General features: G+C 54.8%; 13 protein-coding genes and 3 pseudogenes. 2 read left to right on the top strand and 14 right to left on the bottom strand.

What is annotated here, in order from left to right; all coding sequences use genetic code 11:
* Positions 1-36: 36 nt before the first annotated feature.
* Positions 37-1,290: a serine hydroxymethyltransferase gene (gene glyA, locus DXB00_RS03935; protein WP_118729455.1), complete on the top strand. Its 1,254-nt coding sequence runs from the start codon at positions 37-39 to the stop codon at positions 1,288-1,290.
* 342 nt (positions 1,291-1,632) lie between these two features.
* Here glyA and groL read toward each other — a convergent pair.
* The 4 genes and pseudogenes from groL to DXB00_RS03915 all read right to left on the bottom strand — a co-directional run bounded on the left by groL (position 1,633) and on the right by DXB00_RS03915 (position 5,741).
* Positions 1,633-3,257: pseudogene (gene groL / locus DXB00_RS03930) on the bottom strand (chaperonin GroEL).
* Positions 3,258-3,277: 20 nt separating this feature from the next.
* The gene (locus DXB00_RS03925) at positions 3,278-3,562 is read right to left on the bottom strand and encodes a co-chaperone GroES (RefSeq protein ID WP_110436870.1); all 285 of its coding nucleotides are present in this window, start codon (positions 3,560-3,562) and stop codon (positions 3,278-3,280) included.
* A gap of 174 nt (positions 3,563-3,736) precedes the next feature.
* The gene (locus DXB00_RS03920) at positions 3,737-4,921 is read right to left on the bottom strand and encodes a THUMP domain-containing class I SAM-dependent RNA methyltransferase (protein ID WP_118729454.1); all 1,185 of its coding nucleotides are present in this window, start codon (positions 4,919-4,921) and stop codon (positions 3,737-3,739) included.
* A 442-nt stretch (positions 4,922-5,363) separates the two neighbouring features.
* Positions 5,364-5,741 carry a hypothetical protein gene (locus tag DXB00_RS03915; RefSeq protein WP_118729453.1) on the bottom strand — a complete coding sequence of 126 codons (378 nt, stop codon included), beginning with the start codon at positions 5,739-5,741 and terminating at the stop codon, positions 5,364-5,366.
* Positions 5,742-5,972: 231 nt separating this feature from the next.
* On the opposite strand from DXB00_RS03915, the gene DXB00_RS03910 reads away from it, so the two are divergent.
* Positions 5,973-6,335, top strand: coding sequence for a hypothetical protein (locus DXB00_RS03910; protein ID WP_118729452.1), 363 nt, complete (start codon positions 5,973-5,975; stop codon positions 6,333-6,335).
* A gap of 183 nt (positions 6,336-6,518) precedes the next feature.
* Here the strand turns inward: DXB00_RS03910 and DXB00_RS16150 are convergent, their stop codons facing one another.
* The 10 genes and pseudogenes from DXB00_RS16150 to DXB00_RS03860 form a co-directional block, all read right to left on the bottom strand.
* Positions 6,519-6,719 (bottom strand): hypothetical protein, encoded by a 201-nt coding sequence (locus DXB00_RS16150; protein WP_147358086.1) that lies wholly within the window; start codon positions 6,717-6,719, stop codon positions 6,519-6,521.
* 48 nt (positions 6,720-6,767) lie between these two features.
* Positions 6,768-7,043: a zinc-ribbon domain containing protein gene (locus DXB00_RS03900; protein WP_117490422.1), complete on the bottom strand. Its 276-nt coding sequence runs from the start codon at positions 7,041-7,043 to the stop codon at positions 6,768-6,770.
* Positions 7,044-7,119: 76 nt separating this feature from the next.
* Positions 7,120-7,650 carry a sigma-70 family RNA polymerase sigma factor gene (locus DXB00_RS03895; RefSeq protein WP_243022659.1) on the bottom strand — a complete coding sequence of 177 codons (531 nt, stop codon included), beginning with the start codon at positions 7,648-7,650 and terminating at the stop codon, positions 7,120-7,122.
* 205 nt (positions 7,651-7,855) lie between these two features.
* Positions 7,856-9,693 (bottom strand): annotated as a pseudogene (gene glmS, locus DXB00_RS03890) (glutamine--fructose-6-phosphate transaminase (isomerizing)).
* Positions 9,694-10,254: 561 nt separating this feature from the next.
* Positions 10,255-11,607 (bottom strand): phosphoglucosamine mutase, encoded by a 1,353-nt coding sequence (glmM, locus tag DXB00_RS03885; RefSeq protein WP_110436909.1) that lies wholly within the window; start codon positions 11,605-11,607, stop codon positions 10,255-10,257.
* Positions 11,608-11,655: 48 nt separating this feature from the next.
* A pseudogene (gene ruvB / locus DXB00_RS03880) lies at positions 11,656-12,671 on the bottom strand (Holliday junction branch migration DNA helicase RuvB).
* 65 nt (positions 12,672-12,736) lie between these two features.
* Positions 12,737-13,345 carry a Holliday junction branch migration protein RuvA gene (gene ruvA / locus DXB00_RS03875; protein ID WP_118729450.1) on the bottom strand — a complete coding sequence of 203 codons (609 nt, stop codon included), beginning with the start codon at positions 13,343-13,345 and terminating at the stop codon, positions 12,737-12,739.
* A gap of 11 nt (positions 13,346-13,356) precedes the next feature.
* Positions 13,357-13,854, bottom strand: a complete 498-nt coding sequence (gene ruvC / locus DXB00_RS03870) for a crossover junction endodeoxyribonuclease RuvC (protein WP_337764176.1) — start codon at positions 13,852-13,854, stop codon at positions 13,357-13,359.
* Between the two features lie 169 nt (positions 13,855-14,023).
* Positions 14,024-14,965 (bottom strand): carbohydrate kinase family protein, encoded by a 942-nt coding sequence (locus tag DXB00_RS03865; RefSeq protein ID WP_199697255.1) that lies wholly within the window; start codon positions 14,963-14,965, stop codon positions 14,024-14,026.
* Positions 14,966-14,968: 3 nt separating this feature from the next.
* Complete coding sequence (locus tag DXB00_RS03860; RefSeq protein ID WP_158578307.1) at positions 14,969-15,832, bottom strand: Cof-type HAD-IIB family hydrolase; 864 nt, start codon at positions 15,830-15,832, stop codon at positions 14,969-14,971.
* Positions 15,833-15,849: the final 17 nt, after the last annotated feature.

The following is a 15,849-nucleotide window of genomic DNA, read 5'->3' as shown; positions in this document are numbered from 1 at the left end:
AGAACTTTATACTACTAAAGCTTGGAGGTAGTTCAAATGTACAAAGAAATGATGGATTCCATCGGTATGATCCAGTCGATCGACCCCGAGCTGGGCAGTGCGATGAACGAGGAGCTGCACCGTCAGCGCCAGAATATCGAGCTGATCGCCAGCGAAAATATCGTTTCTCCCGGCGTTATGGCTGCTATGGGCAGCGTGCTGACCAATAAGTACGCAGAGGGTCTTCCCGGCAAGCGCTACTACGGCGGCTGTGAATTTGTTGACAAGGTAGAGCGTATCGCAATCGAGCGCGCATGTGAGCTGTTCGGTGCAAAATATGCGAATGTTCAGCCGCACTCCGGTGCACAGGCCAACCTTGCGGTTTACTTCGCTCTGCTCGACCTGGGCGACACCGTTATGGGCATGGATCTGTCTCAGGGCGGTCACCTGAGCCACGGCTCTCCGGTCAACCAGTCCGGCAAGAACTACCACTTTGTTTCCTACGGCGTAAACGAGGATGGCTTCATCGACTACGCTGAGCTTGAGAAGGCTGTCAAGAAGCATCGCCCGAAGCTGATCGTTGCAGGTGCATCCGCGTATCCGCGTGCCATCGACTTCGAGAAAATGGCCGAGGTCGCACATGGCTACGGCGCTTACCTGATGGTCGATATGGCGCACATTGCCGGTCTGGTTGCCGGCGGTCAGCACCAGAACCCGATGCCGTATGCTGACGTTGTTACCACCACCACCCACAAGACGCTTCGCGGTCCGCGCGGCGGCCTGATCCTGACCAACAACGCTGTTCTGGCAAAGCGCATTAACTCCGCTGTATTCCCGGGCACCCAGGGCGGCCCGCTCGAGCATGTTATCGCTTCCAAGGCGGTTTGCTTCGGCGAGGCACTGCAGCCGGAGTTCAAGGAGTACGCACGCAAGATCGTTGAGAATGCCAAGGCTATGGCTGCACAGCTGCAGGCACGCGGTGTCAAGCTGGTTTCCGGCGGTACCGACAATCACCTGCTGCTCGTTGATCTGACCGACGAGGAGTGCACCGGCAAGGATCTGGAGGCGCGTCTGGATTCGGTTCACATCACCGCCAACAAGAACACCGTTCCGGGTGAGAAGCGCAGCCCGTTCATCACCTCTGGCGTTCGTCTGGGCACCCCGGCCGCTACGACCCGCGGCATGGGCGTGGAAGAGATGAAGGTCATCGCGGACTGCATTGCAGACTGCATCTATCACTACGATGAGAAGAAGGACGAGATTTCCGCACGCGTTCTGGCACTCACCGAGAAGTTCCCGCTGTACGAATAATCTCCGGCTGCTGCGGAACTGCTTCATCCGGATTTTCGAGCAATGGCTGCATAAAACTCCGGAGCACGCAAATTCGATGATACTCATACAAAAACAGAGCGTTTCACTGCTGTGAAGCGCTCTGTTTTCATTTCCGGGTAAGTCTCAAGCCTCTTGAAGAATACATTAAGCACATTTGTATCTGTAATTTTTCGACAACAGAAAAAGGCCGACGCCTGCATTTTGCAGGCGTCGGCCTCATACATATCTGGCGTCTTTCCACTGACGATTGTCGTAAGTTTATGGTAAGTTTGCCTTTGAACCCTTGAAATCTCCAGTGTTTTCAGCGTTTTTCGGTACTGCTTAGTACATACCGCCCATATCCGGAGCAGCCGGAGCCGGAGCAACAGGCTCCTTCTTATCAGCAACCAGGCTCTCGGTGGTCAGGACCATCGAAGCAACGGATGCTGCATTCTGCAGTGCGGAACGGTTTACCTTGGTCGGGTCAACGATGCCGTTTGCAATCATGTCGCCGTAGGTCTCGGTTGCAGCGTCAAAGCCGTAGCCAACCTTGTCAGCGTGCTTTACCTTATCAACAACGATTGCGCCCTCGATGCCTGCGTTGGCAGCGATCTGCTTCATCGGTGCTTCCAGACCGCGTGCAACGATCTGCATACCGGTCTTCTCATCGCCGGTTGCCTCTGCAGCCAGAGCCTCAACCGCTGCGATAGCGTTTACATAAGCTACACCGCCGCCTGCTACGATGCCTTCCTCAACAGCTGCGCGGGTTGCGTTCAGTGCATCCTCGATGCGGAGCTTCTGCTCCTTCATCTCAGTCTCGGTTGCAGCGCCAACTTGATAACTGCTACGCCGCCGGCCAGCTTAGCCAGACGCTCCTGCAGCTTCTCACGGTCGAAGTCAGAGGTGGTGCGCTCGATTGCGCCGCGGATCTCAGCAACGCGGTTTGCGATAGCCTGCTTGTCGCCAGCACCGTCAACGATGGTGGTGTTCTCCTTGGTTACCTTGATCTGACGGGCAGAACCCAGCATATCCATGGTAGCGTCCTTCAGCTCGATACCAACCTCCTCGGAGATTACGGTACCGCCGGTCAGGATTGCGATGTCGCGGAGCATATCCTTGCGGCGATCGCCAAAGCCCGGAGCCTTAACAGCTACGCAGGTGAAGGTGCCGCGCAGACGGTTTACGATCAGGGTGGACAGAGCCTCGCCCTCAACGTCCTCAGCGATGAGCAGCAGCTTCTTGCCAGCCTTAACAACCTGCTCGAGGATCGGCAGCAGCTCCTGAATGTTGGACAGCTTCTTATCGGTGATCAGCACCAGAGCGTCGTCCAGGTTTGCTTCCATCTTCTCGGTGTCGGTGCACATATACGGGGTGATATAACCGCGGTCGAACTGCATGCCCTCAACAACCTCAGAGTAGGTCTCAGCGGTCTTGGACTCCTCAACGGTGATAACGCCGTCGGTGGAAACCTTCTCCATAGCCTCTGCGATCAGGGTGCCGATCTCGTCGGAGCTGGAGGAGATAGCGCCTACACGTGCGATGTCGTTCGTGCCGTCAACCTTCTTGGAGTTCTCAGCAATCGCTGCAACAGCAGCCTTGACTGCCTTGGCGATACCGCGGCGCATTACCATCGGGTTTGCACCTGCTGCTACGTTCTTCAGACCCTCACGAACGAAAGCCTGCGCCAGAACGGTAGCGGTGGTGGTGCCGTCGCCTGCGATGTCGTTGGTCTTGGTGGCAACTTCCTTAACAAGCTGTGCGCCCATGTTCTCGAAAGCGTCGTCCAGCTCGATCTCCTTAGCGATGGTAACACCGTCGTTGGTAATCAGCGGACCGCCGTACTTCTTATCCAGTACAACGTTGCGGCCCTTCGGACCGATGGTTACCTTAACGGTATCAGCGAGCTGATCAATACCGCGCTGCAGAGCCTTGCGCGCGTCCTCGCCGTAAATAAGCTGCTTAGCCATGATGAATTACCTCCTGAAAATTACTCTACGATTGCCAGAATGTCGCTCTGACGAACGATGATATACTTCTCGCCGTCCAGCTTAACCTCAGTACCGGTGTACTTGCCGGTGATGACCTTCTGACCCTTCTGAACTTCCATCTTGATTTCCTTGCCGTCAACAACGCCGCCCGGGCCTACTTCGATGATTTCAGCAACCTGGGGCTTCTCCTGTGCGGATGCGGTAAGAATAATGCCGCTTGCGGTGGTCTCCTCCGCCTCGACCATCTTGATAACTACGCGGTCGCAAAGGGGCTTGAGCTTCATAATGGATTCCTCCTATGAAAAATAAGATTTTACAATGTCGGGGGTTAGCACTCAAATTACCCGAGTGCTAACTTCGAGTATTATCTTACACCAAGGAGCCGCAATATGCAAGGGGGTAATCCGGAATTTTCACAAAAATTTTCTGAACAAATTATGAACAGTGCCCTGTACCGCTCAGCGTTTTGCAGGCCGTTTAGCAGACGGTCGGTCGGAGTGCTTATTCTCTCCCCTGTTCGATGCAGACGGGTCTTTAAAATACATATGCAGCTCGCACTTGATCATGCCGTTGTACAGCTTGCGGCGCTTATCCGCCTTGCGGCCGTAGCAGCGCTCGAACAGCGGGTCCGAACTGAGCAGATACTGCTTCATCGGGCTGTTTTTTGTCGCTCTGCCGAGGTCGGCGTACAGCTTTTCCGCCTGCTGCAAGTCCAGCAGACGCTCACCGTACGGCGGATTGGCAAACAGTACGCCTGCACCGCTGTAATCGCGCTTTACTGCGTCCGCGCGCTCGAAGAACACCGTGTTCGCCACACCGGCCTTGCGCGCGTTCTCGATGGACAGCTGCACGCAGTCCGGGTCAATGTCGCTGCCGACGATATCGAATTTTGCGTCCGGCTGGGCAAGGTCGAGCGCACTCTCGCGCGCCTGCTGCCAGACCGACTTGTCAAAGCAGCTCCACCTTTCCGCGTCAAAGCGGCGCAGCAGACCGGGGGCACGGCGCTGCGCGATCATGGCCGCCTCAATCGCGATCGTGCCCGAGCCGCAGAACGGGTCGAGGAACGGATCGCGCCCGCGCCAGCGCGCCAGCTTGACCATAGCCGCCGCCAGCGTCTCACGAAGCGGCGCCGCATTGCTGTTGGCGCGGTAGCCGCGCTTGTGCAGACCGGCACCCGAGGTATCGAGGTACAGCTCAGCCACATCGTGCATGATGGCGAACTGAATCTGATACTTTTCACCAATCTCATCAAACCAGGTCTGACCGTACTTCGCGCCCAGGCGCGATACGACTGCCTTTTTGATGATCTTCTGGCAGTCCGGAATCGAGTGCAGCGTGGAGTCCAGACTGTGACCCTTGACCGGAAATGCGCCGTCTGCCGAAATGAACTGCTCCCACGGGAGTGCTTTTACGCCCTCGAACAACTGGTCGAACGTTTTGGCTTTGAATGTGCCGATGCGGATGAGCACACGCTCGGCGCACCGCAGGTTCAGGTTCGCCCATGCAAGCGTGTTTTCGTCACCGGTGAACAGCACGCGGCCGTTTTCCGCGTGCACGTCGGTCAGCCTGCCGCCGAAGCGCAGCTCGTCCGCGACGATGCCCTCCAGCCCGAATAAAGTCGGACAGCATAATGTAAGTTCCATCGTGTTTCCTCCAAAAAGGCTCCCGCCGTCATAGCAGGAGCCGAAAGTCCTTTTTAACCTTTATATTGTATCGGTTTTTAAGGATTTTGTCAAGATTTGCGACGAGATAACGCGGTTTTCTGAATGCCGCTATTCGGAGCGTTATCGCTTGAGAAGCGATAACGCTCTTGCCTGCCCTGCATGGGCGCAAGAGGGAGACACCAAGGTTTGCCCGTAGGCCACTAAACCTTTTTCCCGCGCCGTGTGCGGATTAAAGCAGTGTTCGATTTGTGCAGGTAGAGCCAGCGCATTCATGTAGGCAAACAGATAGAATCGGCAATGGGTAAAGAGGGCGTTGTCCATTGCAAATTCCAAACAGGAGTGTTTCTATGAACACAGTGGGTATTGATGTTCCAAGCAGAAAGAGCACGGCTGCATCGCTTCGTTCTTTGGGCGAGGTTGTTCAGCTGCCGTTGGATGTTGTCCGCAACGCGGGAGGATTGGCTTCTCTCGCCGAGCACTTGAAGGCACTTGACAGCGAAACCCGCGTTGTGTTGGAACACGCATCGTAGTTCGTGAACGCATCGTCATCCGGCGGTTCCGGCCAACTCCACTGCTCGATCGGCTCATTGATATGCACGTCAAAGAACTTTGTTTCCGGTTCGCCGCACTCGCAGTTCGTTTCAAAGAAGTAATCCGGCATGAACTCTGTTCCGTGCCAGCCTTTACCTTCTCCAGTTTCGGCATTGTACTGCGTAAAGTACCAGCCGATACCCTCCGCTTCTCCTTCTTCCTGCTCAAAACGAACATATGGGAGATAGATCATTTTTTCATTTTTCACACCTTTTTCCTCCTTATTTGAGGCCTATTTTTACTGCGGACAAATAAAAAGTGCCGGTAATGAGAATTTCATTACCGACACTTTCGATAAGGAAGGCTCTTTAGGGTCTTCCTTTTCTTTTTATCAAGAACTACCCCAATTACAGGAGTTATCGCCTATGCCCAGCAATATACCATCAAAGTCCGATGAAAACGGCGCAGCCGAATTCATCAGTACCAGAAACTATGTGACTTGGATTACTATTCCCGCTTTTCGCACGAGGAACTGGAATCCAAGCACGCCGACATTCTGCATTTATACGAGGCCCTTAAGAAAGACACCCGCGTTTGGATTGCCTTATCGTTCGCCCTGATTCCGGTTAGTGCGTTTATCTTAAGGGACTTTTATCTGCTTCTCACCAATCCCACCTATGCCTTCTACACATCAAAAAATATGAACATCGCGGAGATTATAGCTCTTCTCATACATATCAGAGCCCTTCTGCTGCACGCAGCATTCATCGCATTTTCCGTTTCTGACGGTTTCTATCTCGGCTTTCTTCGCCGGCAGAAAGAGACGATCGAGGAGCTGCTTACCATCAACGAAGCCAAGTAAAGGATCTTCTCTATGCATTTCTGCATTTTTAAGCGCAACGAAACGCTGGACGTACTTCTGCTCCCCCACAAGGGAACAAACATGTACAGCTTCGTGAATCTTAGCAAAGGCCATATCTGCCCTTGCTTATTTCCCAGTATTGATGCCGCTATTGCTGACCTTGACGACCGGCAGAAACGTGGCTTAATCCTGAAATACGATGTTATTGCTTAAAATCAAAAGAAAACCTCTGCTCATTTTGAGCAGAGGTTTTCTTTTGCCGCAAGCCGCCCTTCGCCTGCGGATCCGATTCTTCATTTCTTTATCATTTTTCGGAACACACATTCCCTTGCCGATTCCTTTCCTTTGGGCAAAGAAAAAAGCACCAGCAATGAGAAAAGTCATTACTGGCACTTTTAACGTGTCATTTATTGATTTTTTATCGTTACGGTATCACTGCTCACGCATCTTTGCGAAGCACTCGCTGCAATATACCGGGCGGTCAGATTTCGGCTCGAACGGAACGCGAGCCTCGCCGCCACAAGCAGCACAGGTAGCGGTGAAGAACTCACGCGGACCGCGTGCAGCGTTCTTGCGCGCGTCACGGCAGCTCTTGCAGCGCTGCGGCTCGTTCTGGAAACCGCGCTCTGCGTAAAACTCCTGCTCGCCGGCGGTGAACACGAACTCCTTACCGCATTCCTTGCATACTAAAGTCTTGTCTTCGTACATGGTTTTTACCTCTCTTTGATACTGTTCCCTCGGGAAACTTGAAATATATGCGTACAGACACTGCGCCTGCTATCGCCTAAATAGGTTTAATGGCTGCCGATTTTCGCTTGATGCGTTGGACGGCATTATCCACAGATTTGATTGGTTTGTGCAGCGCTTCGGACATCTCTTCATACGATAAGCCGTCCAAAAACAACGTCAAAACCTGTGCCTCAAATTCAGACAAAAGCGAGTAGAGCTTCTTTTTCCGCTCTTCCCTCTCCTCATTGCCGATAACAAGCGATTCAGGATCACCATTCGGTGCAGTTACCCGGGTACGCGATTCCGCAAGGTCTTCAAACAGAGGTCGATCGATTGACATGGACTGATTGAGCGGGTCGTGCTTGAGCGACGCTGCCGCCTTCACTGCGGAATAAATCTTCCGCGTGATGCACAACCGTGCAAACGCTCCAAAGGGTATGCCCTTGCTCTCGTCGTACTCCCGGACGGCATTCAGCAGCCCGAGCATGCCCTCCTGCATCAGATCCTCTGCATCGGCGCCTGCCAGAAAGTAGGGCCGCGCACAGGTCTTGACCAGACGGGTATAACGACGGATCAGATTCTCCATCGCAGGTCCGTCTCCTTGCCGTGCCAGACGGCACAGCTTTTCATCCGGAATCCCGTTCGATGGCTGTATTTGATAATCATTTCTCATGTCAATAGCTATTATACGCGGTAGAATTGGAAATGTCAAGAAACGATTGTCATCTTTACCTATATCACACAAAAACACGCTTCTATTTTTGTGTAATTATGACAATATTGTTGACGTTTTACTCTACAGTTACCGACTTTGCCAGGTTGCGCGGCTTATCGACATCACAGTTGCGCTCCACTGCGATATAGTATGCCAAAAGCTGCATCGGAATAATCGAAAGCGAAGCGGAAAATTCATACAGGCACTTCGGCAGGCGCACGATGTGCTGGCAGACCGACTCATCCCCGGTGAAATCGTCCGTGGTGACGAGCACGACGCTTGCGCCGCGCGCTACAACCTCACGGATATTGGAGACTGTTTTCTCAAACAGTGCCGGCTGCGTTGCCAGAGCAACAACCAGAGTACCCTCCTCGATCAGAGAAATGGTGCCGTGCTTAAGCTCACCGGCAGCGTACGCCTCCGAATGAATATAGGAAATTTCCTTCAGCTTGAGCGAAGCCTCGAGCGCGGCGGCATAGTCCAGCCCGCGGCCAAGGAAGAACACGCTCGAGCGGTTTGCATACAGCGTAGCGATACGCTGCATATCCGACTGGCATTTCAGGGTCTGCTCGATGCACTCCGGCAGGCGCTGGAGCTCAGCGCAGAGCGCACGCTCGTCACCGATGGAGATGAGGCCGCGCACACGCGCGATCTTAACCGAGATGAGATACAGCGCGGAGAGCTGCGCGGAGTACGCCTTGGTGGTGGCGACCGAAATCTCCGGGCCGGCCCAGGTATACAGCACACCGTCTGCTTCGCGCGCAATCGTCGAGGAAACGACGTTTACGATCGCAATCGTGAACGCACCTGCCTGCTTGGCCAGACGCATGGCAGCCAGCGTATCCGCCGTCTCGCCGGACTGGCTGATAACGATGCACATATCCTTTTTACCGATGATCGGGTTCTCATAACGGAACTCGCTGGCAACCTCTGCCGTGCAGCGAATGCGGCACATCGCCTCAATCACGCGCTTGCCGACCATGCCTGCGTGCAGTGCAGAGCCGCAGCCGATGATATGGATATGCTCGATCTCACGCAGACGCTCGTCGGTCAGACCGTTGTCCTCGAATACAACCGCATCGTTTTTGATACGCGGCTTAACCGTATCGGCAACTGCCTTGGGCTGCTCCATGATCTCCTTGAGCATAAAGTGCTGGTAGCCGCCCTTTTCCGCTGCGGACATATCCCACGTTACGGTCATGATTTCCTTCTCTACCGTATCGCCGAACTCGTTCATGACAACTACGCTGTCCGGGCGAACGATTGCAACCTCGTTATCATCCAGAATAATGTAACGCTTGGTGCGATTGATAATAGCGGTAATATCGGATGCGATCATGTTCTCGCCCTCACCGATACCGATAACCAGCGGGTTGCCGCGGCGTGCAGCAACAATCTCCTGCGTGTTATCCATCGAGACTACGCCCAGTGCGTAAGAGCCGCGCAGACGCTGCACGGCCTGCAGAACGGTCTTTGCCAGATCCTCCTGCTTGCCGGTGTGCAGATAGTCCACGAGGTGCGCGACAGTCTCCGTATCGGTCTCGGACTTAAACTCGTAGCCGTGTGCCTCCAGACGCTCACGCAGCTCCTTGTAGTTCTCGATAATGCCGTTGTGTACAACTGCTACCTTGCCCTTGCCGCCCAGATGCGGATGTGAGTTGCGGTCGGACGGCTCACCGTGCGTTGCCCAGCGGGTGTGACCGATACCGCAGGTGCAGTACATGTCGCCGCCTTCCTCCTTGATCTTCTCCTCAAGGTTTGCAATGCGGCCGCGCGCCTTGACAACGCGCAGACCGTCCTCGTGAAGGCAGCCACACCGGCAGAGTCATAGCCACGGTATTCCAGACTGTACAGACCCTTGATGAGAATCGGAAGCGCGTTCTCGCGTCCGGTGAATCCAACGATTCCACACATAAAATAATACTCCTTTGCAACGGTAAATATAACATATCTTCCGCAACATTTCAGTATGAGCCTTAGGCAGCACGGAACAATGAAAGCTGCGGCTTCTTGCACGAACTCCGGTCGCGCTGCCGCGCCGCTTTGTGAAGATTTTACGTCCTGACTGCGTTGCGATTTTACGATAATACATCAAGCATTACCGCCAAACACGCCTTATTGGTCCGTAAAACTCTCTCACAAATCGCTCTTGTTTAATTATTCCGTATTGCCTTACCTCAATATATGCGGTGAATTTCTAATTTTGGGTATAAAAATAGTGCGTTACGCATAACTGCTCTGTCGATACGGTCGCCCGTATGTTTTAACAGCCTGCTGACGATCAACCCACTTGTGACCGAAGGGCACCCGCCGAATACTTTCGATTAACCCTTTCCTCGTCAACTGCGATACCGGCTGCACCGCAGTTCTGGCGCTTAGCATGTTATGGAATTGTGCGCAAATGCTCCCACCTCCCTATTCAGAATGAAGAAAGTGGGTGTGCAAACCACACCCACTCCCGTTGGCTCTTTTATATTATACAACAGACTCGATGACTTTGGCAACCTTTTTTGCCAAAGTATCTACCTGCTCACTGTTCGTGCCCTCTACCATGACGCGCACAAGCGCCTCCGTACCGGACGGGCGAACCAGGATTCGGCCGTTATTGCCCAGCTCTGCGGAAGCCGCATCGATAGCCGCCTTGACCTCGGGCAGCTGCTGCAGGGTAGCCTTCTTATCGTTCGGCACCTTGACATTGATCATCAGCTGCGGCCACGGCTCAACCTCAGCTGCGATCTCCGAGCACTTCTTGCCGCTCGCCTTGAGGATAGACATAAACTGCAGTGCAGTCAGCTCACCATCACCGGTGGACGCATACTCAAGAAAAATAACGTGTCCGGACTGCTCGCCGCCCAGAATGTAGCCCTTCTTGAGCATCATTTCGAGCACATAGCGGTCACCTACATTGGAGCACTCGATCTTCATGCCGTTCTTATCGGCGTAGGCGTGCAGACCCATGTTGGACAAAATGGTGGCAACAAATGCGCCGCCGCGCAGCTTGCCTTCCTTCTTCATGTGCGCCGCGCAGACTGCCATAATGCGGTCGCCGTCCAGCTCCTCGCCGGTCTCGTCTACGATCAGGCAGCGGTCAGCATCGCCGTCAAAGGCAACGCCAAGATCAAAATTGCCTGAGCGGACACGCTCCTTCAGCTGACCGAGATGGGTGGAGCCGCAGTTATCGTTGATGTTGATGCCGTCCGGCTCATAGAAGCGAATTTCCGCCTTGCACTCGACCAGACGCATAAGGCGCTCCACCGTCGTGGAGGAGGAGCCGTTTGCACAGTCCACCGCCACGCGCAGACCGGACAGGTCGCCCTTGATGGTATCTGCAAGGTGGTCGGTGTACTCGACTACCGGATCGATCTCGCTTTTGAGTACACGGCCGATCTTCTCGTGGGTCATCTTCGGAATAGACTCGAAATCGTCGATCAGGTCCTCAATTCTTGCCTCGGTTTCGTCCGGCAGCTTGTAGCCGTTGCCTGCAAAAATCTTGATGCCGTTGTACTCAAAGGAGTTGTGGCTTGCGGAAATGACAATACCCGCATCTGCCTTGTGCTTGATGGTGAGGAAAGCGACCGCCGGCGTCGGGATAACGCCGAGCAGCTCTACATCCGCGCCAACCGAGCAGATGCCCGCGACGAGCGCGTTCTCCAGCATATCCGAGGATACGCGGGTGTCCTTGCCGATCAGCAGCTTCGCCTTGCGGCCGTGTGCAGACTCCTGCGTAAGTGCGTATGCCGCTGCCGCGCCGATCTTGAATGCCAGCAGTGCATCAAGTTCCGAGTTCGCTACACCGCGAACGCCGTCTGTTCCAAAATATCTACCCAAATGAAACACCTAACTTTCTTGTATGATAAAGGCGGGGAAACGATTGCATTACAGCATTTGCTGTCCGTCCGCCGGTTCCAGATTTAAATGACGGTAAGCCTGCAGCGTCACGCAGCGTCCGCGCGGCGTGCGGCTGAGAAAGCCGATCTGCATGAGATACGGCTCATAAACATCTTCCAAGGTGATTGCTTCTTCGCCGATGGTCGCGGCCAGCGTGTCCAGTCCGACTGGACCGCCGCCGTAGTTCTGGATAATGCTTTTGAGCATTCTGCGGTCTACGTTATCCAGACCTAACTCATCAATCTCGAGTGCGCGAAGCGCAATGTCGGCACTTTTTCTGTCAATCGTACCGGTGCCGATTACCTGTGCGAAGTCTCGCACACGGCGCAGAAGCCGGTTGGCGATTCGCGGCGTACCACGGCTGCGCCGCGCAATCTCGAATGCGCCTCGTGCTCGCACGGTACATTAAGAATGCCTGCCGAGCGTTCAACAATGCCGCACAGCTCCTCCGGCGAATACAGCTCCAGACGGAGCATGACGCCGAAGCGGTCGCGCAGCGGGCTCGTCATCTGACCGGCACGCGTAGTCGCGCCGATGAGCGTAAATTTCGGCAGGTCGATACGGATCGAGCGCGCCGAAGGCCCCTTGCCGATGATGATATCGAGTGCATAGTCCTCCATCGCAGGATAGAGAATCTCCTCTACCGCACGGTCGAGACGATGGATCTCGTCAATAAACAAAATATCATTCTCTGAGAGATTTGTCAATAAAGCCGCCAAATCTCCCGCTTTTTCGATCGCCGGACCACTCGTAACACGGATATTCACGCCCATTTCTGCGGCAATGATGCCCGCGAGTGTGGTCTTGCCCAGACCCGGCGGACCGTACAGCAGCGTATGGTCGAGCGATTCACCGCGCATTTTCGCGGCCTGTATGTAAATGCTCAGGTTTTCCTTGGCTTTTTTCTGACCGATATAGTCCGCCATGGATTTCGGACGGAGCGAATTCTCGGTCTCGTCCTCGCTGAGCTGGCGGGTGGAGATGATGCGCTCATCATCCGTCATGCCGCCGGAAAATTCAATACTCAAAGGTACACTCTCCTACTTGATCAGGCTTTTATCGTCCAAAATCAGGACTTGACCAGCTTTTTCAAGCACTGACGGATGATCTCGTCCGCCTCCATGCCGGCAGCATCCAGACCCTCCATCGCGTGCAGCGCCTCTGCCTGCGTATAGCCGAGCACCATAAGCGCCGCGACTGCCTCCTGCGTGTGGTTGACACCGCCGGAAACGGCGGCTGCCGCCGCCGGAGACGCTGCAGATGCGGTCTCCAGCTGCTCCTTGCTCATCTTGTCGCGCAGCTCGAGTACAATGCGCTGTGCGATCTTCTTGCCGATGCCCGGCGCCTGCATGAGCATTTTTTCATCGCCGGTGATGATGCTGAGCGCCAGTCTGTCCGGCGGTGCGACCGACAGGATGGACAGCGCCGCCTTCGGGCCAACACCGTTAACGCTGGTCAGCATCAGGAAGCAGGATTTCTCCTCCTCGTCGATAAAACCGTACAGCTCAAACACGCCCTCACGGACATTGAGCCAGGTCAGCAGACGCGCTTTTTCGCCGGTTTTCAGCTTGCCGATGGTGTTCTGCGAAGCGTGGCAGGCATAGCCTACACCGCCGCAGTCGATCACCACAAGCCCCTGCTGGAGCACGGAAACCGTGCCGTCTACATAATAAAACATCTATTTAAACCTCATAATAAGCCTTCATAGCGCATGGCCTGCCGGGAATGCCCGTGGCAGATGGCCAGCGCAAGCGCATCCGCGGCATCGTCCGGACGCGGCAGCTTGGTGAGATGGAGAATGCTTTTTGTCATTTCCATCACCTGTTTTTTCTCCGCGCCGCCATAGCCGACAACGGACAGCTTCACCTGATTTGGTGTATAGGATACCGGATGCAGTCCCTTCTGGGCCAGCGCCAGCAGAATTACACCGCGCGCCTGCGCAACCTGAATGCCGGTTGTGACGTTTTTCGAGAAGAAAAGCTCCTCGATTGCCACCTCGTCCGGGTGAAATGTGTCCACCAGCGTACAGATATCATCGTAAATCTCACATAAGCGCAGGTGCATTGGTATTCCGGGAGCGGTTTTTGCCGCACCGTACTGCACCGGCGTAAATTTCATATTATCGAACCGCACCACGCCGTAGCCAATCGTGCCATAGCCCGGGTCGATGCCAAGAATCGTTATCATTTCTTTATAACCTCAAAATTATACCACGTTTGCACACATTGTGCAATAAATTTTAGTGGCAGGTGAATGAAAAATTGAGAATGGCGAATTAAGAACTGCGGTTACGCGCAAAGCGTGTTATTGAATTGCCGCCCTGTGGGCGGACACATTCATTCTCCATTTTCCATTTTCAATTCTTCTTCTGTTGGCATAACCGCGCCTTATGCTGCACGGTATACGCCGAGCATTCGGACGAAAATGTCAGATAATCCGCGAACTTTTCCTGCGGGATGTCAGCGAGCGTTTCCGCTGTCACACCGTCACGGGTAAGCTGATACAGGAACGACCCGATGAACGAATCGCCCGCTCCGGTGGTATCCGCGACCGTCACCGGCAGTGCTTCGGTCTCGGCGCTCGCGTTCGGCGTGTAGACTGCCGCGCCGTCCGCGCCGCGTGTCACAAGCAGCAGCCTGCAGCCCTGCGAAAACAGAAGTTCTGCCGCTTCCCTCTCGGTTTTGCAGCCGGTGCAGAATTCAACTTCATCATCCGACAGCTTCACGAGGTCTGCACACGGCAGAAATTCACGAATTGCTGCCTGACAGCTTTCCGGGCTGTCCCACAGCGGCAGGCGCACGTTCGGGTCGAACGAGAGAAACGCGCCTGCGTCCTTTGCCAGCCGGATGGCCTTGCGATGTGCCTGCTTGACAGGTGCATCCACCAGATCGACCGAGCAGAAGTGCAGCGCGGCACAGTCCGCGAAAATATCCGGCGTGATCTGTGCTTCATCGAGAAACAGGTCTGCCGAGGGATTGCGGTAGAAGGAAAACTCGCGGTTGCCGTTCTTATCAAGTGAAACAAACGCCAGCGCAGTATTCGCCCGTTCGGTGCGGAACACACTCGAGGTATCCACGCCGTTTGCGCGCAGCGTTTTGAGAATGTGCGTACCGAATGCGTCCTCTCCCACCTGTGAAATCATCTGCGCTCTGCCGCCGAGACGCGCCACTGCGGTTGCAACATTGGCCGGCGCACCGCCCGCGACACGCTCAAACTGCACGACCTCATCAAGTGCACAGCCGCGCTGCTGCGGTACGAAATCAATGAGCAGTTCGCCGATTGCCACTACTTTTTTCATCGTTCATTCCCCCAGAATATGTCGGTAAATCGCCTGTGCGACACCGTTTTCCATATTGCTGCCGGTGATAACGTCCGCTGCTTCGCAGATGCACGGCTCGCTGTTTGCCATGGCGACGCCCAGTCCCGCCATCTGCAGCATGGTCAGATCGTTTTCACTGTCACCGATAGCGATGACGTTGGCCAGCGTGCAGCCGAGGTGATGCGCCAGCCATTCCAGTCCGCGTCCCTTGTGCACACCCACGCGGTTGACCTCGACATTGCGCAGCTCTCCGCCATACATGACGGACGGTGCCAGCTCGAAAATGCCGTATTTATCGAGTGCAGCTGTCAGCGGCGCGATCGCATTCGGGTCATCGTGATAAAGAATCGCCTTGGTGAACGGGCGCGGCTCGCGCGCGAGCACCTCGCGCCACGCATTCCCGTCCTCGACAAAATGATAGCCCTCGTCGGCTTCGTCCATGACAACCCGTCCGCGTCGCTGCAGATTCTCGAGAAAATGCCGGAAGGCATGTCCGTAGTACAAATCCTGTGTGGTATACAGGCATGGGTCGGTGTCAATGGCGGCGCACTCGTCCAGAATAATGTCCACCATTTCTGTGCTCAGACCGTCGAAAAACGCCGGTTCCCTGTCGTCCGGATGCTGCACTGCCGCGCCGTTTGCGGTGACGAGCCAGTCTGGTGCGGCTTCCAGCTGTTCGCTGAAGCGGCGTACCTCGCGCACATTGCGGCCGGTGCACAGCACAATCTGCACGCCCGCCTGCTGCGCCATGCGTACCGCGCGGGCGTTCTCCGGCGTGATGCGGCTCTGCGCATCCAGCAGCGTTCCATCTAAATCCAATGCCAGAATTTTGTATTGATTCGTCATATTCATACTCGTTTCCT

The sequence above is a fragment of the Butyricicoccus sp. OF10-2 genome (assembly GCF_003481925.1).
GTDB lineage: Bacteria > Bacillota > Clostridia > Oscillospirales > Butyricicoccaceae > Agathobaculum > Agathobaculum butyriciproducens.
Note: the sequence above shows the minus strand (reverse complement) of the source record. Positions and strands in the feature narration are given on the sequence as shown.

Excerpts from the sequence above, each read along its gene's own strand:
- DXB00_RS03920 (WP_118729454.1), bottom strand. The coding sequence starts at position 4,921 with ATGGAACTTACATTATGCTGTCCGACTTTATTCGGGCTGGAGGGCATC.
- ruvC (WP_337764176.1), bottom strand. The coding sequence starts at position 13,854 with ATGATAACGATTCTTGGCATCGACCCGGGCTATGGCACGATTGGCTAC.
- DXB00_RS16150 (WP_147358086.1), bottom strand. The coding sequence starts at position 6,719 with ATGACTTTTCTCATTGCTGGTGCTTTTTTCTTTGCCCAAAGGAAAGGA.
- DXB00_RS03895 (WP_243022659.1), bottom strand. The coding sequence starts at position 7,650 with ATGGAGAATCTGATCCGTCGTTATACCCGTCTGGTCAAGACCTGTGCG.
- ruvA (WP_118729450.1), bottom strand. The coding sequence starts at position 13,345 with ATGTTTTATTATGTAGACGGCACGGTTTCCGTGCTCCAGCAGGGGCTT.
- DXB00_RS03925 (WP_110436870.1), bottom strand. The coding sequence starts at position 3,562 with ATGAAGCTCAAGCCCCTTTGCGACCGCGTAGTTATCAAGATGGTCGAG.
- DXB00_RS03900 (WP_117490422.1), bottom strand. The coding sequence starts at position 7,043 with ATGTACGAAGACAAGACTTTAGTATGCAAGGAATGCGGTAAGGAGTTC.
- DXB00_RS03865 (WP_199697255.1), bottom strand. The coding sequence starts at position 14,965 with ATGAAAAAAGTAGTGGCAATCGGCGAACTGCTCATTGATTTCGTACCG.
- DXB00_RS03860 (WP_158578307.1), bottom strand. The coding sequence starts at position 15,832 with ATGACGAATCAATACAAAATTCTGGCATTGGATTTAGATGGAACGCTG.
- glyA (WP_118729455.1), top strand. The coding sequence starts at position 37 with ATGTACAAAGAAATGATGGATTCCATCGGTATGATCCAGTCGATCGAC.